Raw genomic sequence first — 16,969 nt, forward strand, 5'->3', positions numbered from 1 at the left:
TGACGTACGCAAGCAACGCTGGAGCGTCGACCGTTTCGGGAACTTAAAGTAAAGCTTGAATTGCGCCGAATACTGTATAAAAATACAGTTACCTGTTCATACATACAGTGACCATGACAAAACTCACCGCACGACAGCAGCAGGTTTTCGATCTGATCCGCCGAGCGATCGAACGCACCGGCTTTCCACCCACGCGCGCCGAGATTGCCGCTGAACTGGGCTTCAGTTCGGCCAATTCGGCGGAAGAACATCTGCGCGCGCTGGCTCGCAAGGGCGTGATCGAACTCGCTGCCGGCGCGTCGCGCGGCATTCGCCTGCTCTCCGGGCAAGCTCAGGGTCTGGATGACGCACCGCATCAGTTCACGCTGCCGCACGCGGGGCTCATGCAGTTGTCGCTGCCGCTCATCGGCCGGGTCGCGGCGGGTAGCCCGATCCTCGCGCAGGAACATATCTCGCAGCACTACGCGTGCGACCCCGCGCTGTTCTCGAGCAAGCCCGACTACCTGCTGAAGGTGCGCGGCCTGTCCATGCGCGACGCGGGCATCTTCGACGGCGACCTGCTCGCGGTACAAAAGCGCAGCGAGGCGAAGGACGGCCAGATCATCATCGCGCGGCTCGGCGACGACGTAACGGTCAAGCGCCTGAAGCGCCGCTCGAACGGCATCGAGTTGATCGCGGAAAACCCCGACTACGAAAACATCTTCGTTGAAACCGGCAGCGCGGATTTCGCGCTGGAAGGGATCGCCGTGGGGCTGATCCGCCCGGGCGAGTTCTGAATTTCCGGTATTGCCTGCATTGCCTGCACCGCCTGGACTACCCGCGCCGCTTTGTCCAAACCAAGCTGCATTCACCTCGCATTGCCTGGAGAGACTCATGGAACGCCTTGCCCGTCTGCTGCCTTTTCGCCAGTTCGGCCGTCTGCGCCATCTGCGCAAGCTCACGCCCTGCTCATTGACCGAGGCTCCCGCGGCGCGCACGCCTTCGCTGTTCGACGAGCCCCCCGCCATCTCGGGCCTGCCGTCCTCATTGCCGGCGTTTGCACGCGTGTCGCTGAACGCGGGCCTGAATACGGCCGCACCGGCGCGTCGTGCACCGGTGCGGGTCTATCACGGGCCATCGCGCCTGATCATGGTCGGCACGCTCGACGCGGTATGCCGTATGATCGATCGTTGCATAGCCGACGAAGCCAACGTGCACGGTGCTGTGTTCGAATCCTGAGCGAACTTCCGGAGTTCGGATCTTCGCGTTGCATGGGATCGTGCCGACCTCGCCGTGGCCCACGCTGGAAGATCCAACCTGACCGGAGAGTCCCATCCGATGAGAGTTCCGAAACGTATCCAGGGCAGCACCACCCGGCCGCTGCTCATCACGCTGATCGTAGTCATCGTGATTGCCGCGCTAGGATTCATTTATGCGTCGCCGTATATCGCGGTGAACAATCTCAAACGCGCGGCCGATGCGCGAGACGTGCAAACCGTCAATTCGTACGTGGACTTTCCTGCGTTGCGCGAGAGCCTGAAACAGCAGGTGGCCGACATGCTGACGCGTCGGCTCGGGGCGGACAACGGTAACAAGATGGCGACTATCGGCGCGATGATCGGCGTGACGTTGATCGGTCCGCTCGTGGATGCCTATGCGACCCCAGACGGTGTCGCGGCCTTGCTGAACGGCATGCCGCCGCGCGGCAACCCGGGCGAACAACCGGCGCCCCCGCCGGCCGCAGGCACGGAAGGACAGGCGGCACCTCCCGCCGGAAATAACGCCAATCAGGCAAATGCGGAGCCGCCCGCACGGGAAACCACGGCCGGCTACCGCGGCCTTAACGAGTTTGTCATCACCTACCGGCGTGGCGAGGGCAATGCAAACTACTCGGCGATCTTCCGGCGCGAAGGTCTGATTACGTGGAAGCTCGCCGCGATCAATCTGAACGAGTGAGTTGAACGTCCGGCCTGAACGGATGAGTGGCTGGGCCATCGAGCCCAGCCACCCGGCAAGATACGGCAGGCACGTCAATGCTGCTCGATGCCGCTTAATGCCTAATGCCGTTTGATACCGTTTGATACCGCTTGATACTTCTCGATGCTGCTCGATACCTCCCGATCCACACAACGAGCGGCGCACTTCATGCGCTATGCGCTATCCCCTGCCTTAATGCCTCGCGCATAAGCATTGCGCCAAGCAACACCTTCCACCTCATCAAGCGGCAGCCTGCTGCTGTTCCTGCGCGGACGAACAGGCCACCAGAATGCTGCATGAAACGCGGTCGAGCAGCGGTGTGTTGCCAGCTCCCATCCACCAGCGCGACAGGCCAGTCCGGCAACGGTGGCCGACCACCAGGAGGTCCACATGCAACTCATTGGCGAGATTGGCGATCTCGTCGATCGGATGGCCGAACGCGAAATGCCCCTGGGCATTCACACCGCGCTCGGTCAGCCAGTTCACGCCCTCCTGCAGAATCTCGCGGGCGGTTTTTTCGAAACTGCCGCAAGCCACGTCGGTGAGCAGGCCCGCACTTTGAGCAATACTGGAACGCATATCGACAACGGACAGCAGATGCGTTTCGGCCTTCAGGTCCAACGCCAGATCGGCGCCGCAACGCAGGGCTTTGCGGCCTTCGCGCGAGCCGTCGTAGCACAACAGGATTTTCTGGTAGCTCGCCATCGTTTTCTCCCTTCGCGCGGGAAGCGCGCTCTGAATCAATCATGGTGCGCCGCAATTCGGCTTGCAAGAGATGGAAAACGCTAAGTGCGTAGCCGGTGCATGCTGATCCACTCTGCACAAACGTTGGGCGGCGTCGGGCGGGTCTTGCACATCGATGCGGCAGCGCAAAACTCAATGCCCCGCCGCTACGGCCATCGGCATCGCATTTGCCCCCTCATCAGCACGATGAATGCCCGCAAGCGTCCCTGCACTCGCATTCGCGGGCCGATATCCTAGAATAGGCGGCTTTCGTGGCCGTCGCGGCCACCCCTGTGCAGCGCTTCCATGACGTGTCATTGCGTGTTCTTCCGGAGCCTCGATCGATCCATGCTTGCCGCCCCCATCGAATTCCATCAGGTCAGGAAAAATTACGGCGAGAAAACGGTCGTCGATGGACTGTCATTCCACGTGAACGCGGGCGAATGCTTCGGTCTGCTCGGCCCCAACGGCGCAGGCAAGACCACCACGCTGCGCATGCTGCTCGGCATCGCGTCGCCCGATGCCGGCACGATCCGCCTATGCGGCGAGCCGATCCCGGGCCGCGCACGCGTCGCGCGGGCGCGCGTCGGCGTGGTACCACAGTTCGACAATCTCGATCCCGATTTCACGGTGCGCGAAAACCTGCTCGTGTTCGGCCGCTACTTCGGCTTGAGCGCCGCGCAATGCCGCGCAGCGGTGCCCGAGTTGCTCGAATTCGCGCGGCTCGAAAGCAAGGCGGACGCGCGCGTGAGCGAACTGTCGGGCGGGATGAAGCGGCGTCTCACGCTCGCGCGCTCACTCATCAACGACCCCGACGTGCTCATCATGGACGAGCCGACCACCGGGCTCGACCCGCAGGCACGGCATCTGATCTGGGAGCGGCTGCGCTCGCTGCTCGCGCGCGGCAAGACCATCCTCCTGACCACGCATTTCATGGAAGAAGCCGAGCGGCTTTGTCATCGGCTGTGCGTGATCGAAGAAGGGCGCAAGATCGCGGAAGGTGCGCCGAACGAGCTGATCGCGTCCGAGATCGGCTGTGATGTGATCGAGATTTACGGCCCTGATCCGTTTGCGTTGCGCGACGAACTCGCGCCGCTCGTCGAGCGAACCGAGATCAGCGGCGAGACGCTGTTCTGCTACGTGAACGACGCGCAGCCCGTGCACGCGCGGCTCAAGCAGCGCGCCGATCTGCGCTATCTGCATCGGCCGGCGAATCTCGAGGATGTGTTTCTGCGGCTCACCGGCCGCGAGATGCAGGACTGACGATGGCCCTGAAGCACGCCACGCGACATACGCCGGCTCAGACTGCGTAAGCCGCGACGGCGTCGCACAATAGACGCCAAGTCATAGACGCGAAACACGCGAGAAATACGAACGACGAGCGGCACGAACGAAAGACACGAGACACCTCATGGACGCACGCGCATACGAAACCCCAGGCGACACGCCATCGGCACAGGAGCCTTTCGCCGCGTTCCCGGCCAACGCCGTGAACTGGATCGCGGTATGGCGCCGCAACTATCTGGTCTGGAAAAAGCTCGCGATCGCGTCGATGTTCGGCAACCTCGCCGATCCGATGATCTATCTGTTCGGTCTTGGTCTGGGACTCGGGCTGATGGTCGGGCACGTCGACGGCGTCTCGTACATCTCGTTTCTCGCGGCGGGCACGGTTGCCTCGAGCGTGATGATGTCGGCGAGCTTCGAGTCGATGTATTCGGGCTTTTCGCGCATGCACGTACAGCGCACATGGGAGGCGATCATGCACACGCCGCTCACGCTCGGCGACATCGTGCTCGGCGAGGTGATATGGGCCGCCAGCAAGTCGGTGCTGTCGGGCGCCGCGATCATGCTCGTGGCCGGCGTGCTCGGCTACGCGAATTTTCCGTCGATGCTGCTCGGCCTGCCGGTCATCGTGCTGACCGGCCTCGCCTTCGCAAGCATTGCGATGGTGGTGACGGCGCTCGCGCCGTCGTACGACTTTTTCATGTTTTATCAGACGCTCGTGCTCACGCCGATGCTGCTGCTCTCCGGCGTGTTCTTTCCGTCGTCGCAACTGCCCGCCGCCGCGCGGGTCGCGACCGGCGTGTTGCCGCTCGCGCATGCGGTCGATCTGATGCGCCCGGTCATGCTCGGACGGCCGCTCGACCACGCGCTGTGGCACGTGAGCGTGCTGGCCGTCTATGCGGTGGGCGGCTTCATCGTTTCGGCGATTCTGTTTCGCCGCAGGATGATGAAGTAGGCCGAGGTTCCTGGCTGGCTTCCAGACGAAATCCCAGACGGAAAACCGCGCGGCGTGCATGAAGCGTGCGCCCGCGGCGCGGGGGTTCGGGTCAATTTGCCGTCAGATCCCGCCATCAATCCTTGCCGCGGGTGCGCGCCGTGAGTCTTCGCCGTGAGTCTTCGCCGTGCGTCCTCGCCGTCAGTCCTCGTCGTCAGTCCACGGAATCTCGACATCGGAGATGAACGCGACCGTCGCGAACGGTCCACCCTCGTGGCGCCCGATCTTGCCGTCGGCTCGCTGCCACTCGACCCGGAACACGGTGCCCGGATCGTCCGCGATGAGCCGTACCGTGCGCACTTCTTCGGGATCGGTTTCCTCGACCGGACCATCGAGCGAGATCAGCAAGGCCTGGGGCCACAGGCCGTCGGCGGGATCGTAGATCCTGTCGCCATCGGGAATCAGCGTGAATGCCTCCACGCCGATGGTCGCCGACGCCTCGACGATCATCTTGGCCAGCGCGCGCAATAACGCAGTCGCTCGTGCCGAGTTCGCCTGGCGGATAGCCAGGTCGCCGCGCGTGAGCGCCTGTTCGAGTTTTGGATTGGTTTTTTGTTGCGCCATTCGATGTCCTGGTCCTATCGCTCTGTTGTCGAGAGGCACGCCATGTTGACGACGCGCCGCGCTTCTTTTCCGATTGAAGTCCTGCCGTTGGTGTGCGTTGCAGCATCGCGGGCAGTACAGCGTTACGGTGATTCTTCTGTCGACTTTCCGCCGCTTTTCGTGGTCTTTGCGCGCTTTGTCAGGGCCGCCTCCGTCCACCACAGTTTAGGTCGTGATTCAGGTTCCGACTGGACATTTGCCACTCCGCCGCACGTGCCGACGCCTTTCCGACCTTTGCCTTTCCGGCAACGCTCGCTTCGAAACACGATCATTGTGACAAAAAAGGCTGGCTTCTAGAATCGGTCGCAATGACGTCGCATGACATCGCATGCCGCGACATGCCGAGGCCCGCAGGCAACGAGCCACAACGAGCCCCTTGGCAAGCATCGCGAGCCTTCGGCCTCATCGGCCTCTCGAACCATCAAGCCCATCCCGCATTGGAGACATCCCCATGAGCCGCACCCAGGCGATCGAGCACGCAACCCGGCAGTTCGAATCCGGCGCCTTTCTCGCTGTCCTGAACCGGCGCGTCGGCTTTCGCACCGAAAGCCAGGAAAGCAATCGCGACGCGCTGCTGCTGTCCTATCTGACCGACGAAATCACGCCGGAAGCCGAGCGCCTCGGTTTTCAGACGCGCATCGTCGACAACCCGGTGAACGGCTTCGGCCCGTTTCTGATCGCGAACCGCCATGAAGGCGACCATCTGCCGACTGTGCTGATCTACGGTCACGGCGACGTCGTGCGCGGCTACGAAAGCCAGTGGCGTGCGCCGCTCACGCCGTGGGCCGTGACGGTCGAAGGCGAGCGCTGGTTCGGCCGCGGCACCGCCGACAACAAGGGCCAGCACACGATCAACCTCGCGGCGCTCGCGAGCGTGCTCGACGCGCGCGGCGGCAAGCTCGGCTTCAACGCGAAGCTGCTGATCGAAATGGGCGAGGAAACCGGCTCGCCGGGCCTCGACGCGATCTGCCGCGCGCACCGCGACGAACTGGCCGCCGACGTGCTGATCGCCTCCGACGGCCCGCGTCTCGCCGCGCGCCGCCCGACCGTATTCCTCGGCTCGCGCGGCGCGGTGAATTTCAAGCTGTCGTTGAACCTGCGCGATGGCGCACATCATTCGGGCAACTGGGGCGGCCTGCTGCGCAATCCCGCCACGGTGCTCGCGAACGCGCTCGCGAGCCTCGTCGATGCACGCGGCGTGATCGCGGTCGACGGCTTGCGTCCGCCGCCGATTCCCGCAGCCGTGCGCAGCGCGCTCGCCGACATCACGGTGGGCGGCGGCCCCGGCGATCCGCCGGTCGACGAAGACTGGGGCGAGCCGGGTCTCAGCGCGCCCGAGCGCGTGTTCGGCTGGAACAGCTTCGAGGTGCTGGCCTTCAAGGCGGGCAATCCCGAGAACCCGGTCAACGCGATTCCGCCGTCGGCGTTCGCGGTGTGCCAGTTGCGCTTCGTGGTCGGCACCGATTGGGAAAATCTCGGCGGACATCTGCGCGCGCATCTCGACGCGCACGGTTTTCAGCTCGTCGAGATCGACGTCGAACGCGGCGCGCCGGCCACGCGTCTGAATCCGGATGACCCGTGGGTCGAATGGGCGATCGCGTCGCTCGAACAGACCACCGGCAAGAAAACCGCGGTGCTGCCGAATCTGGGCGGCACGCTGCCCAACGAGGTGTTCGCCGACACGCTCGGCCTGCCGACGATCTGGGTGCCGCATTCGTACCCGGCATGCTCGCAGCATGCGCCGAACGAGCACCTGCTCGGCCCGGTCGTGCGCGAGGGGCTGCAGATCATGGCGGGACTGTTCTGGGATCTCGGCGAGAACTCGCCGCATGGGTCGAGGAAGCAAGCGGCGGGTACGGCAAAGGCCTTGAGCTGAACCAGGCCGAAGTGATCCGGGAACGATCCGGACACGACGGCCTCGGCGACTCGCGACGACGTGCGGCGGGGTGCTGAAACGACCCGCCGCCGCTCGCACTTCCACTTACGCGCCTGGGCAGACCGCTCGAGCCCACCCAGGCGCGCCGCGCTCACCTCACACTCAAGGCGCCGGATTCGGCTGCAACTCGTGCAGCCTGTCGATTTCCGCGAGCACTTCCGGCGACAGTTTCACTTCCGCACTCGCGATGTTTTCCTTCAATTGATCGAGCGAGGTCGCACCGATCAGGTTGCTCGTCACGAACGGCCGGCTGTTGACGAACGCGAGCGCGAATTGCGCCGGCGACAGGCCGTGACGCTTCGCGAGCTCCACATAACGCGTGGTGGCCTGCACGGCCTGCGGCTTGCTGTAGCGCTGGAAACGCTCGAACAGCGTGATACGCGCGCCGGCCGGACGCGCGCCGCCTTCGTACTTGCCCGACAGCCAGCCGAATGCGAGCGGCGAATACGCGAGCAGGCCGATGTTGTCGCGATGAGCGTACTCGGACAGACCCGCTTCGTACGTGCGGTTCAACAGGCTGTACGGATTCTGGATGCTGACGATGCGCGGCAAGCCGAGCTTTTCGGCCGCGCGCAGGAATTGCGCAACGCCCCACGGCGTTTCGTTCGAGACGCCGATGTGACGCACCTTGCCTTCCTTGACGAATTCGGCGAGCACCGCGAGCGTCTCTTCGATCGGCACCGTATAGGCGTCGTCGACCCACGGATACGCGGTGCGGCCAAACGTCATCGTGCTGCGATCGGGCCAGTGCAGTTGATACAGATCGACGTAATCCGTCTGCAGACGCTTGAGGCTATCGTTGAGCGCTTCGGTCAGATTCTTGCGATCGAACTGGTTGCCCTCGCCGCGGATGTGACGCGGATTGTGCGGCTGACGCGCCGGCCCGGCGATCTTCGTGGCAAGCACGATCTTCTCGCGCGCGCTCTTGTGCTGCGCGAGCCATGTGCCGATGTAGCGCTCGGTCGAGCCCTGCGTTTCGGCGCGCGGCGGCACCGGATACATTTCGGCGGTGTCGATCAGATTGACGCCGTGGTCGAGCGCATAGTCGATCTGCGCATGCGCTTGCTGCTCGGTGTTCTGCTCGCCCCACGTCATGGTGCCGAGACCGATCAGGCTGACCTTCACGTCGGAGTCGCCGAGTCTGCGGTATTCCATCTAACTTGTCCTGTTGAATGTATGAACGAAAAGCGCAGACGTTACCACGCCAGCGCGATACCTGCAGCGAGGCGAGGACCTGTCCACGCCAGTAACAGACTGGCGAACGTGCCTTAGAATGCGAGGCCGGCGCTGCGATGCTTTTATCGTCGCGCTACCGGCCGCGCTTCGTACCTTATTCACTCTGGCGCGCTTCATGAACCTCGCGTCGAGCTCCCCGCCATGAATCCCGAACACCTCGAACTGCTGGTCACGCGCGTCATGCCCTACGGAAAATATAAAGGCCGCGTGATTGCCGATCTGCCGGGCCACTATCTGAACTGGTTCGCGAGCCAGGGCTTCCCGCCCGGCGAAATTGGCCGTCTGCTCGCCTTGATGCAGGAGATCGATCACAACGGTTTGAAGCCGTTACTCGAGCCCTTGCGCAAACGTTGAACAAGCGTCGGGCAAGCATCGGGCGCGCGCTGCGAACGGGTTGGCAGCATTGTCGTGAAAGCCTGGCGAAACACGACGAATCGCGATGAAAGTTATAGCGCAGGCAAGCTGCAAGCAATGTAGGTCCGTACAAATTTATACAGTCTTTTTCTTGCGTGTCGCGAGTGCGTGGCCTTTAATTCGCATAGGTCGCCGCGCTGTGAAGCTCGCCGAATGAGTGACGCGAATCGATCGCCGCCTGTCACTCCTCGCTTGTCTCTCCCGATGCCGTGCGCGACTATCCGCCTGTGTGATTTCCTGCCTGTCCATGCCCGAATTCAATCTTCCTGCGTTGCTCGAATTTATCGGTCACGATCTGTCGCCGGTGCGCGCGGTCATCGTGTTCTTTCTGATCGGCTATGTGATTGTCGGACTGCCCTTGCATTTCCGCCAGGGTGCAGCATCGCGCGACATCTGGGGCACTGCGGCCGGAGTAACGATGGCCGCACTCTACGCGGCGTTCATCGTCGGCGTGTACCCTGCACTGCATCATACGGCTGTGATCGCGCATTGACGCGTGGCGGCGTTTTATCCAGTCGTGCTTGCCGAGCTTCTGGCACAGGAGCGTCATCGGCGTCGGCTGTTTTCAGCTTCATCTTCAACCCTATCTCCAGTCCCAATCCCGGCTCAGATCCGGAGTCACTCGATAACGCTTCGCGCAATTCCCGGTGCGGCCGCCAGCGCTTTGCCGAAGTGCGAAGTGCGGTAATGAAAAGCCGTAGCCGCGCTCTTCAGCCCCGTTTCGAATCAAATCATTAATCAGTTGTTACGGTAGCGCTGACTGGTTAGACGCGGGAAGATGGCGGGAAGGGTCGAGCGGCGCGGCATTCGATTGCCTTGCGCGAATCGTGGCCGCGCGCCGATGCACTCACGTGGTAACGCGCGGACACAAATACCACTGAACTCCGCCGCGCGTTGTTTTTCTTATGTTTACATGAAGGGGGAGATCGTGAGCAGGCTCATTGCATCGGCGGCGCTGCTGGCGGCGGCAGCGAGCTTCACCGGGTGCGCGGTCGCACCGCCCGCAGGATACGACTATACGTACGCGCAGCCTTATTACCCGTACGTGTACGGCCCACCCTATGCGCCGGTTTATGGCACGGTCGGCATCTGGGGCGGCTTTGGCGGCCCATGCTGCTATTACCACGGCGGACATGGATACTGGCATGGCCGCGGCGGCTGGCATGGCGGCGGTTGGCACGGCGGTAACGGCGGCTGGCACGGCGGCGGATACGGTGGAATGCATGGCGGCGGAAGCGCGTGGAGTAGCGGCGGCGGCATGGGCGGCGGACATAGTCATTGAGATTGGCAACAAGTCACTGCAACTCGATACCCTTGCCGCCGCGACGTAAGTCCCGCCGTCGCCCCACCCTGCCCGGCCATGTCCGGCCTTGCGGTAAAATTGCTGTTTCGATTCAAGCCGCCTAGCCGTCCCATGTCTTCACCTCACACTCCCAGCCCGCGCCGCGTGTCCGTCGCGCCGATGATGGACTGGACTGATCGCCACTGTCGTTCGCTGCATCGCCTGATTTCGCGCCATACGTGGCTCTACACGGAAATGGTGACGACCGGCGCGTTGCTGCATGGCGACGTGCCGCGTCATCTCGCGTTTGCGCCCGAGGAAGCACCGGTTGCGCTGCAACTCGGCGGCAGCGAGCCCAACGATCTCGCGCGTGCGGCAAAACTCGGCGAGCAATGGGGTTACGACGAAATCAATCTGAACTGCGGCTGTCCGTCCGAGCGCGTGCAACGCGGCGCATTCGGCGCGTGCCTCATGAACGAGCCGCAACTCGTCGCCGATTGCGTGAAGGCGATGCGTGACGCGGTCTCGGTGCCGGTGACGGTCAAGCACCGGATCGGCGTCGACGCGGTCGAAGAGTACGGCTTCGTACGCGATTTCGTCGGCACAGTGGCCGATGCGGGCTGTGACGTGTTCATCGTCCACGCGCGCAACGCGATCCTGAAGGGATTGAGCCCGAAAGAAAACCGCGAGATTCCGCCGCTCAAATACGACTACGCGTATCAGTTGAAGCGCGATTTTCCGCGGCTCGAGATCATCATCAACGGCGGCATCAAGACGCTCGATGAAGTTGAGGCGCATCTTCAGCACATCGACGGCGTGATGCTCGGGCGCGAGGCTTATCACAACCCGTACGTGCTCGCCGGAGTCGACGCGCGCTTCTATGCTTCCACGCAAACGCCGCTAACGCGCGACGAGGTTGAAGCGAAGCTGATCGAATACTGTGCCGACGAAATGGCGCGGGGCACGTATCTCGGCGCGATCACGCGCCATGCGCTTGGGCTTTACCGTGGCGAAGCCGGCGCGCGAGGCTGGCGTCGCGTTCTGTCCGACAGCAAACGACTCGCGGCACGCGATCTGAGCATTTTCGACGAAGCAAGACAGCATCTGCGCGAGCCCTTCGAAATTTCTGAATAAAGGGCTAGGCAAACACAATTCCAGTCCCTATAATCTCGTTTCTTCGTCGGCGAGACAGCTTTTTTAAGCAAGTCAAGCGGATGTTAGTGGTGGCTGTAGCTCAGTTGGTAGAGTCCAGGATTGTGATTCCTGTCGTCGTGGGTTCGAGTCCCATCAGCCACCCCAGAGAATTCAAGCACTTAGCCCGGTTCATCGAACTGGGCTTTTTGCTTTCTGGCGTCCGTGTAACCACTGTGTAACCGGATTTCGTCGAAGCGTCTTCGGCGAGGGACCGTATGGCGTACATCCAATGCACCAAGTGTGGGGCCATTTCGGCATCAGTCTACAAACAGGCTGACTTGGCGCGGGTCTTTCGCCCAGGCACTGCAGTTGGCGCGATTTCTCCTAGTGTGTTGGCGGCCATCATCAGCGCAGTCACGGCATTGCTTCGCGACAGCATGGCATCGTGGCGTAACCGCCAGCAGCCTTACGGGGTTTGCAGCGCATGCGGACATTTGTGGAAAATCGGCTGAGACTTGCGGAACGTCGCACAGCCCCGCCATCCTGCATGACTCTTCTCTAACGTCGGAGAGGTCGAGGGAGCTACGCAGAATTTTGTGCTTATCCACCTATCCCTAGCCTGGAAATTTGTAGGTCGTAGAGCGCGCCGTCGTCGGTCAGGCATTCGCCGGCGCCAGCTTGCGACCAGCCCGAGAACGAGAATACGCAACGCAGATTGTGGCCGTCCGGCGCGGATGCAAGAACATTGCCATTGCCGGTGGCGCTAATGCCGACGGCTGAGCCGGTCGCAACGTGTGTCCCGCTGAAGACCGTACCAAGCGAAAATGAGCCACCTTCAACATAGGCGAAGTGGCCTGAGTAGGTTTCACCGCCAAGGGTGATGGTGACCGATTTGTCTATCTGCTTTGCCACGCCGTGGGCTATCGGGCCTTGCGTGCGTGGCATCAAGTCGAGGTTGTAGGTGGCACATCCCTGAAGCGAAAGCGCCAGCAGTCCGCAAACCCGTCCCCATTTCATGGCTCACCCCGTCTAGTAATTGGTGAGCAACCATAGCACGCGGATGAGGCGCTATACCTTCTTCAACCGGTCACGGCAAGCCCGGAGCAAAGCAGCCACCTCGTGCTGCTTCTCCAGCCATTCACGCGACCGCATCCCATGCGTGAGACCGTTCTGCGACGAAACCGCTTCACCCTCACGGCTTTTCGGGCCGGTGGACTGCTCCCACGGCTTCCAACGCTTGATTGCCTCAGCCTGCTTCGCTCGCCGTTCCGGTGTCCAGCCATTCGCCATTGCTGTGTTCCAAAAGTTCAGTTGATTGGTCGGAAGTGTTTTCGTGCGCGCGCGGAGGCAGCGAGTTGTTGCCCTGCTGTGGCCCGTTGGCAATGTTCGCCTGCTTCACGAATACCGTGCGCGGGTTGCGAATTTCGGCCAGTGCTTCGACTGTTACGCGGCACTGTGACTGTGCCTCGAGCGCCAGCGACAAGTGCGCCTGCATCCGATTCAGGTATTCGGAATTCTTCGCCTTGTTGGCCAGAAAGTTGAACATCATGTCGAGCGTGTTCGCCTGTGTGGCCGGCATCGCCTCGAGCCCGTGCAGGTCACCCGCCTGTGCCTTTCGTATGTGTCAACGGCCTGATTCCCTGTAGTCATGACGGTCAGCAAGTTCATGTTCAATAAAGTCCAGGGGCCGCCAAAAGGCAGTTTTTTCATATGAGATATTCCGCACCTTCGCCTGAAGATTTTCAGCGCCTCAAAGACGATCGCCGCAAGACTGGCAACGAAATGGCCGGCCTGTTCGGCGTGGTCAGCGGTCAGCAGTGGTGCAAGTACACCGGCGGCGTTCAGCGGAGAGAGATGGCCCCGCAGATTCTGTTCCTTGGAGCGGCGAGGCTCGCGCTCACACAGGAAGAGTTCGAGCGCGTCGTGTCGAAGATGCGCGAGCTTGGCGCCGATATCGAACTGGATTGACGCGCGGCGCTGCCCGCATGGGTTACGGCCAACAATAGGCGAGATTATCGAAACGCTGTGCTCGTCGCCGACCAGCCTCAAGATGCTGGAGCCACGCACTTTCCCGTAGCTTTGCAAAGAACCGTTAAATATTTGATTAACGACCAATATTGGGCGCAAGCCCATTGCGATCAAGAATGAGCTCCGGTAAAAAATGAACTGTTCACATATTGCGCATCTCATCGAATGAGGTCCGCAATTATGCAACGTTCATAAATTCAATAATGGAGAGCATCAAAACGGATGGCTTATACGGGAAAATTTTGGGTAAATAACGAGCCTCTATCACCGCTGACTATTTTCGGCATCGGCACCTTCAACGCCTATTCAGGCAATGACCAATACCGCAATCGGGGCGGCTGCACAATGGTGCCCAATAACGGCCCAATCCCCGCCGGTAAATACTGGATCGTAGACCGCCCCACGGGCGGCTTGTACTCTCAGACTCTTGCATGGACTAAAGACACTCTGAATTCGGTTGTAGGCCATCCGTCGAATCACCGTGAATGGTTCGCACTGTATCGGGATGACGGGAAGATTGACGATGTAACGTGGGTGAATGGCGTCAAGCGCGGGCAGTTCCGGTTGCATCCGGCAGGAGGTCGGGATATTTCGCTCGGCTGCATTACCTTGCCGAGCCATACCGATTTTTGGGCTATCCGGAGTGCGCTTCTGCGCACCGCGACTATCCCCGTACGTAATTCGGGGCTCCGCGCTTATGGAACAATCGAGGTCGTTACGTATGGCAACACTTGCCCGTAGAGTATTCAAGGTCGTTCTGTTCTGCGGCCTGTTCCGTCTTTTGCTGCCATACGTCCATCCCTACCCCGTGGAGTGGACAGAAAGCCAGTCGCTCGCATGGTTGCACGCCGCTAACCGGTTAGACATCCGGGACCCCGACGATTTATTTTTTTGGGTCACGGTAGCAATGAACCTCATCGCAACTACGCTTGCCTATGTGGTGATTATGAGGTTATGGCGTCACTACAGGAGACGAAAAAAAACCATCGAGGGATAATGCGAGCCCGCCCCCAAGGCGGGTTCTCTTTTTTGCGCTATGCGCGGTCCTCGTCAACGGAAAGGTGCCCGCGCGTCCCGCCCGGCTCGTGCGTCTCGAACACGCGTTCCTCGCCAGGTTCAAGCTGTTCATCATTGATGCTGTCCCGATCGATGATCACGCGGATCGGGTTTCCGCGTTTCGTGGCCCGAGCGCTACCCTTCCTCCCCCACCAGCCCCACCGTCTTCCCCCCCAAAAACCGCTTGTTAAAGGGGGACAGTCCGCCGCTGAGCCTTGTCGCGCTTATCTCTGCCCGATTGTTTCCCGAACGGGAATAGTAATTTCAAATTATCGGCACAAATTTTCAATAGTAGGGGTATACACTGCCTTCAATCGACGTTGCAGACACACCTCACCGGCTCCTGCGACGCCTTCCTGAAATGCAGTCGAACCGTTATCGGAGTCCTACCATGAAGACCAAGTTCATCGCCGCCCTGCTGGTTGCCGCTTCTGCCTCGATCGCCGCTCCCGCTTTCGCAAGCGGCTACGGTCCGGCACCGTTCTATCGTCCGTCGGTTGGCGCGCCGGCTTCGCAACAAGGCCAGAGCGCACAGACCGTCGCTGCCGAGCACGGCGACGCCGCATCGAATGCATACGGCGGCGTGAAGAGTGTGTCGTCGCAATCGGGCACCCGCGAGCCGGTTTCGGGCCCGCAATCGGTGTTCTTCGGCCACTAAGCCAATCAGCAGTCGCTGTTGATTCGCTGCCCGCAAGGGCAGCGGGTTATCTGGGCGCCGTGCATCGGGTATCGATGCCGGCGCCCAGTTGCGTTTACCGCGGACTTGTCGCGCATATTGAATTCGAATCCGCTGGATGATGCGTGGAGACCCGCGGCACGGCACTCCAGGATACGGGCGTCCCAACCCCGCACGCGTAGCATCCCCGACCAGCCCTAACTCGCAAGCCCCGCGTCGATCAATTCGCGCGCTGCACGAAAACCCGCCTCGGCCGCCGCATGCTCGGTGGACCACAAGCTGTCGATATGCACGAGTTGCCAGTCGACCACCGGCGCATCGTTGCGCAGCACCCGAAAATGCGCCTTGACGCCGGTCAGCACCTGTTCGACCGCGACTTCGATGTCGTAGTCCCCATAACGCTCCTGGTAATCCCCCATGTCGAGGCCTTTCGGCTCCATGCTCGCCTCCGTGGTACCGCTTGATCGCATGCATGACAAGGAAGCGGCCGCACTGGCTCCGCGAGCATCGCTATGGCTCGCCGCGCGCCGTTTCGGCATCCAGGCCGCTGCGGTCCGATGATCGGCAGATCAGTCGCAATCGCCGGAAAGATATTGCCGGCCCTTGCAGTTGATCTCGACCTCGCCGGTGCCTGCCTCGGCGACGAGATCGCTCGCCAGTAATTCCGCCATGACGGACTGCGCGAGTGCGGGCGCCGTCTGCCCAACGCCGACATCGTTCAGACGCCGCAACGCTTCGACTGCTTCGGGACTCAAGGACTTCGACATGGCCGTCTCCGTCGGAATGCTCAATTCATCGTAGCAAGTTTCACGAACGGATGCAGGTACGCGCGGCGACGGGCCCTCGGTATGCGCCGTGAACGCTGACGATTGGCGTCTCGAGCAGGCACGATGTCGCACGCAACGGGAAACGCGACGGCGCACGTGGGAAAGGAGGCTATTGGCAGCCGCTACAGCAGGGCGAAAGCAGACGGAGCACGAAAAGGAGCATCGAGCGTCAAGCACCAGGCTCCAGACCCCAAGCTCAAAGCTCAAAAGGCTCAGGCAGCGAATCTTCCGCCCACCCCCGTGTCTACCGGTGAAGCGCGACCACGCCAGCACCTGCCAGCGACGTCGCGAAGGAGAACGACATGAAACGAAGCAGAGAGACAACGCTCACGGCAGCGGGCATCGCGCTTGCGGCAACGCTTGCAACAATCCTTGCGAGCGGCACGGCAGCCTTCGCGCAAACCACCGCGCCGCGCAACGGCGACAGCCGCTCGCCGATGGTCAAACCGCCCGAGGCGGCATCCGGCTCGGGTGGTGCAGGCACGCTGGACCACATGCCGATCAAGCGTCCGGGCAAGGCGGCCTACGACCGCATGACGCACGAGCCGCCCGCGCGCGGCGCGAACGCAAAGTAGCCGCGCAGCCGTTAGCGCACAGTCGTCAGAGCCGCGCGATCGACACTTCCGTCGACTTCACGAGCGCGACCACCTCCGAACCGACTTTCAGTTCGAGTTCGTCGACCGAGCGCGTCGTAATCACCGACGTGACGATGCCAAACGGCGTCTCCACATCGACTTCGGACACCACCGAACCACGGATGATCTCCTTGACCTTGCCTTTGAACTGATTGCGCACGTTGATTGCAGAAATGCTCATTTAA

General features: G+C 61.7%; 23 protein-coding genes and 1 tRNA gene. 16 read left to right on the forward strand and 8 right to left on the reverse strand.

All coding sequences use genetic code 11. The features are described from left to right. Nucleotides 1-113 precede the first annotated feature (113 nt). From lexA to B9Z01_RS07355, 3 genes are all read left to right on the forward strand, one after another. On the forward strand, nucleotides 114-776 hold the full coding sequence (lexA, locus tag B9Z01_RS07345) for a transcriptional repressor LexA (RefSeq protein WP_085481580.1): 663 nt from the start codon (nucleotides 114-116) through the stop codon (nucleotides 774-776). A gap of 97 nt (nucleotides 777-873) precedes the next feature. Further along, the gene (locus B9Z01_RS07350; RefSeq protein ID WP_085481581.1) at nucleotides 874-1,218 is read left to right on the forward strand and encodes a hypothetical protein; all 345 of its coding nucleotides are present in this window, start codon (nucleotides 874-876) and stop codon (nucleotides 1,216-1,218) included. A gap of 99 nt (nucleotides 1,219-1,317) precedes the next feature. Beyond that, entirely contained in the window at nucleotides 1,318-1,935 is a 618-nt protein-coding gene (locus B9Z01_RS07355) for a DUF2939 domain-containing protein (RefSeq protein ID WP_085481582.1), read from the forward strand. Between the two features lie 261 nt (nucleotides 1,936-2,196). Here the strand turns inward: B9Z01_RS07355 and B9Z01_RS07360 are convergent, their stop codons facing one another. Then, nucleotides 2,197-2,661: a universal stress protein gene (locus tag B9Z01_RS07360; RefSeq protein ID WP_085481583.1), complete on the reverse strand. Its 465-nt coding sequence runs from the start codon at nucleotides 2,659-2,661 to the stop codon at nucleotides 2,197-2,199. A gap of 366 nt (nucleotides 2,662-3,027) precedes the next feature. On the opposite strand from B9Z01_RS07360, the gene nodI reads away from it, so the two are divergent. Both nodI and B9Z01_RS07370 read left to right on the forward strand, forming a co-directional pair. Then, nucleotides 3,028-3,942 carry a nodulation factor ABC transporter ATP-binding protein NodI gene (gene nodI / locus B9Z01_RS07365; RefSeq protein ID WP_085481584.1) on the forward strand — a complete coding sequence of 305 codons (915 nt, stop codon included), beginning with the start codon at nucleotides 3,028-3,030 and terminating at the stop codon, nucleotides 3,940-3,942. Nucleotides 3,943-4,090: 148 nt separating this feature from the next. Beyond that, a complete protein-coding gene (locus B9Z01_RS07370; protein ID WP_085481585.1) occupies nucleotides 4,091-4,918 on the forward strand; it encodes an ABC transporter permease in 828 nt (275 codons plus the stop codon). 180 nt (nucleotides 4,919-5,098) lie between these two features. Here B9Z01_RS07370 and B9Z01_RS07375 read toward each other — a convergent pair whose 3' ends face one another. Next, nucleotides 5,099-5,521, reverse strand: coding sequence for a hypothetical protein (locus B9Z01_RS07375; protein WP_085481586.1), 423 nt, complete (start codon nucleotides 5,519-5,521; stop codon nucleotides 5,099-5,101). A gap of 42 nt (nucleotides 5,522-5,563) precedes the next feature. Here B9Z01_RS07375 and B9Z01_RS34720 point away from each other — a divergent pair, with 42 nt between their 5' ends. Then, nucleotides 5,564-5,857, forward strand: a complete 294-nt coding sequence (locus B9Z01_RS34720) for a hypothetical protein (RefSeq protein WP_143808849.1) — start codon at nucleotides 5,564-5,566, stop codon at nucleotides 5,855-5,857. 154 nt (nucleotides 5,858-6,011) lie between these two features. Further along, nucleotides 6,012-7,436 (forward strand): M20 family metallopeptidase, encoded by a 1,425-nt coding sequence (locus B9Z01_RS07380; RefSeq protein WP_085481587.1) that lies wholly within the window; start codon nucleotides 6,012-6,014, stop codon nucleotides 7,434-7,436. Between the two features lie 162 nt (nucleotides 7,437-7,598). On the opposite strand, the gene B9Z01_RS07385 is transcribed toward B9Z01_RS07380, so the two are convergent. Then, nucleotides 7,599-8,651, reverse strand: a complete 1,053-nt coding sequence (locus B9Z01_RS07385; RefSeq protein ID WP_085481588.1) for an NADP(H)-dependent aldo-keto reductase — start codon at nucleotides 8,649-8,651, stop codon at nucleotides 7,599-7,601. Between the two features lie 222 nt (nucleotides 8,652-8,873). Between B9Z01_RS07385 and B9Z01_RS07390 the strand changes: the two genes are divergently transcribed. The 5 genes from B9Z01_RS07390 (at nucleotide 8,874) to B9Z01_RS07410 (ending at nucleotide 11,727) form a co-directional block, all read left to right on the forward strand. After that, nucleotides 8,874-9,086: a DUF3820 family protein gene (locus B9Z01_RS07390; protein WP_042323893.1), complete on the forward strand. Its 213-nt coding sequence runs from the start codon at nucleotides 8,874-8,876 to the stop codon at nucleotides 9,084-9,086. Between the two features lie 307 nt (nucleotides 9,087-9,393). Continuing rightward, complete coding sequence (locus B9Z01_RS07395; RefSeq protein WP_085481589.1) at nucleotides 9,394-9,639, forward strand: hypothetical protein; 246 nt, start codon at nucleotides 9,394-9,396, stop codon at nucleotides 9,637-9,639. Between the two features lie 435 nt (nucleotides 9,640-10,074). Continuing rightward, complete coding sequence (locus tag B9Z01_RS07400) at nucleotides 10,075-10,428, forward strand: hypothetical protein (RefSeq protein WP_085482063.1); 354 nt, start codon at nucleotides 10,075-10,077, stop codon at nucleotides 10,426-10,428. Nucleotides 10,429-10,560: 132 nt separating this feature from the next. Beyond that, a complete protein-coding gene (dusA, locus tag B9Z01_RS07405) occupies nucleotides 10,561-11,562 on the forward strand; it encodes a tRNA dihydrouridine(20/20a) synthase DusA (protein ID WP_085481590.1) in 1,002 nt (333 codons plus the stop codon). Between the two features lie 89 nt (nucleotides 11,563-11,651). After that, nucleotides 11,652-11,727: transfer RNA gene (locus tag B9Z01_RS07410), tRNA-His, on the forward strand. 435 nt (nucleotides 11,728-12,162) lie between these two features. Here the strand turns inward: B9Z01_RS07410 and B9Z01_RS07415 are convergent. Continuing rightward, nucleotides 12,163-12,579 (reverse strand): hypothetical protein, encoded by a 417-nt coding sequence (locus B9Z01_RS07415; RefSeq protein WP_244195950.1) that lies wholly within the window; start codon nucleotides 12,577-12,579, stop codon nucleotides 12,163-12,165. 229 nt (nucleotides 12,580-12,808) lie between these two features. Beyond that, nucleotides 12,809-13,141 (reverse strand): hypothetical protein, encoded by a 333-nt coding sequence (locus tag B9Z01_RS07425; protein ID WP_208625907.1) that lies wholly within the window; start codon nucleotides 13,139-13,141, stop codon nucleotides 12,809-12,811. 131 nt (nucleotides 13,142-13,272) lie between these two features. Between B9Z01_RS07425 and B9Z01_RS07430 the strand changes: the two genes are divergently transcribed. The 3 genes from B9Z01_RS07430 (at nucleotide 13,273) to B9Z01_RS07445 (ending at nucleotide 15,304) form a co-directional block, all read left to right on the forward strand. Then, entirely contained in the window at nucleotides 13,273-13,530 is a 258-nt protein-coding gene (locus B9Z01_RS07430; protein WP_085481592.1) for a hypothetical protein, read from the forward strand. A 282-nt stretch (nucleotides 13,531-13,812) separates the two neighbouring features. Next, nucleotides 13,813-14,331: a DUF2778 domain-containing protein gene (locus B9Z01_RS07435; RefSeq protein ID WP_085481593.1), complete on the forward strand. Its 519-nt coding sequence runs from the start codon at nucleotides 13,813-13,815 to the stop codon at nucleotides 14,329-14,331. A 706-nt stretch (nucleotides 14,332-15,037) separates the two neighbouring features. After that, nucleotides 15,038-15,304, forward strand: coding sequence for a hypothetical protein (locus tag B9Z01_RS07445; protein WP_085481595.1), 267 nt, complete (start codon nucleotides 15,038-15,040; stop codon nucleotides 15,302-15,304). A 215-nt stretch (nucleotides 15,305-15,519) separates the two neighbouring features. Here B9Z01_RS07445 and B9Z01_RS07450 read toward each other — a convergent pair whose 3' ends face one another. Together B9Z01_RS07450 and B9Z01_RS07455 are read right to left on the reverse strand one after the other, a co-directional pair. Further along, nucleotides 15,520-15,762, reverse strand: a complete 243-nt coding sequence (locus B9Z01_RS07450; RefSeq protein ID WP_085481596.1) for a DUF6566 family protein — start codon at nucleotides 15,760-15,762, stop codon at nucleotides 15,520-15,522. A 129-nt stretch (nucleotides 15,763-15,891) separates the two neighbouring features. Beyond that, entirely contained in the window at nucleotides 15,892-16,089 is a 198-nt protein-coding gene (locus B9Z01_RS07455; RefSeq protein ID WP_085481597.1) for a hypothetical protein, read from the reverse strand. A gap of 362 nt (nucleotides 16,090-16,451) precedes the next feature. Here B9Z01_RS07455 and B9Z01_RS07460 point away from each other — a divergent pair, with 362 nt between their 5' ends. Next, a complete protein-coding gene (locus B9Z01_RS07460; RefSeq protein ID WP_085481598.1) occupies nucleotides 16,452-16,724 on the forward strand; it encodes a hypothetical protein in 273 nt (90 codons plus the stop codon). Nucleotides 16,725-16,749: 25 nt separating this feature from the next. On the opposite strand, the gene B9Z01_RS07465 is transcribed toward B9Z01_RS07460, so the two are convergent. Then, the gene (locus tag B9Z01_RS07465) at nucleotides 16,750-16,965 is read right to left on the reverse strand and encodes a TOBE domain-containing protein (RefSeq protein WP_008922916.1); all 216 of its coding nucleotides are present in this window, start codon (nucleotides 16,963-16,965) and stop codon (nucleotides 16,750-16,752) included. Nucleotides 16,966-16,969 lie beyond the last annotated feature (4 nt).

It is taken from the genome of Paraburkholderia susongensis (assembly GCF_900177725.1).
GTDB lineage: Bacteria > Pseudomonadota > Gammaproteobacteria > Burkholderiales > Burkholderiaceae > Paraburkholderia > Paraburkholderia susongensis.

Coding starts and splice junctions, on each gene's coding strand:
- B9Z01_RS07425 (WP_208625907.1), bottom strand. CDS start 13,141: ATGCCGGCCACACAGGCGAACACGCTCGACATGATGTTCAACTTTCTG.
- B9Z01_RS07370 (WP_085481585.1), top strand. CDS start 4,091: ATGGACGCACGCGCATACGAAACCCCAGGCGACACGCCATCGGCACAG.
- B9Z01_RS07445 (WP_085481595.1), top strand. CDS start 15,038: ATGAAGACCAAGTTCATCGCCGCCCTGCTGGTTGCCGCTTCTGCCTCG.
- B9Z01_RS07350 (WP_085481581.1), top strand. CDS start 874: ATGGAACGCCTTGCCCGTCTGCTGCCTTTTCGCCAGTTCGGCCGTCTG.
- B9Z01_RS07355 (WP_085481582.1), top strand. CDS start 1,318: ATGAGAGTTCCGAAACGTATCCAGGGCAGCACCACCCGGCCGCTGCTC.
- dusA (WP_085481590.1), top strand. CDS start 10,561: ATGTCTTCACCTCACACTCCCAGCCCGCGCCGCGTGTCCGTCGCGCCG.
- B9Z01_RS34720 (WP_143808849.1), top strand. CDS start 5,564: ATGTTGACGACGCGCCGCGCTTCTTTTCCGATTGAAGTCCTGCCGTTG.
- nodI (WP_085481584.1), top strand. CDS start 3,028: ATGCTTGCCGCCCCCATCGAATTCCATCAGGTCAGGAAAAATTACGGC.
- B9Z01_RS07360 (WP_085481583.1), bottom strand. CDS start 2,661: ATGGCGAGCTACCAGAAAATCCTGTTGTGCTACGACGGCTCGCGCGAA.
- B9Z01_RS07415 (WP_244195950.1), bottom strand. CDS start 12,579: ATGAAATGGGGACGGGTTTGCGGACTGCTGGCGCTTTCGCTTCAGGGA.
- B9Z01_RS07385 (WP_085481588.1), bottom strand. CDS start 8,651: ATGGAATACCGCAGACTCGGCGACTCCGACGTGAAGGTCAGCCTGATC.
- B9Z01_RS07455 (WP_085481597.1), bottom strand. CDS start 16,089: ATGTCGAAGTCCTTGAGTCCCGAAGCAGTCGAAGCGTTGCGGCGTCTG.
- B9Z01_RS07375 (WP_085481586.1), bottom strand. CDS start 5,521: ATGGCGCAACAAAAAACCAATCCAAAACTCGAACAGGCGCTCACGCGC.
- B9Z01_RS07395 (WP_085481589.1), top strand. CDS start 9,394: ATGCCCGAATTCAATCTTCCTGCGTTGCTCGAATTTATCGGTCACGAT.
- B9Z01_RS07450 (WP_085481596.1), bottom strand. CDS start 15,762: ATGGAGCCGAAAGGCCTCGACATGGGGGATTACCAGGAGCGTTATGGG.
- B9Z01_RS07460 (WP_085481598.1), top strand. CDS start 16,452: ATGAAACGAAGCAGAGAGACAACGCTCACGGCAGCGGGCATCGCGCTT.
- B9Z01_RS07465 (WP_008922916.1), bottom strand. CDS start 16,965: ATGAGCATTTCTGCAATCAACGTGCGCAATCAGTTCAAAGGCAAGGTC.
- B9Z01_RS07390 (WP_042323893.1), top strand. CDS start 8,874: ATGAATCCCGAACACCTCGAACTGCTGGTCACGCGCGTCATGCCCTAC.
- B9Z01_RS07435 (WP_085481593.1), top strand. CDS start 13,813: ATGGCTTATACGGGAAAATTTTGGGTAAATAACGAGCCTCTATCACCG.
- B9Z01_RS07380 (WP_085481587.1), top strand. CDS start 6,012: ATGAGCCGCACCCAGGCGATCGAGCACGCAACCCGGCAGTTCGAATCC.
- lexA (WP_085481580.1), top strand. CDS start 114: ATGACAAAACTCACCGCACGACAGCAGCAGGTTTTCGATCTGATCCGC.
- B9Z01_RS07430 (WP_085481592.1), top strand. CDS start 13,273: ATGAGATATTCCGCACCTTCGCCTGAAGATTTTCAGCGCCTCAAAGAC.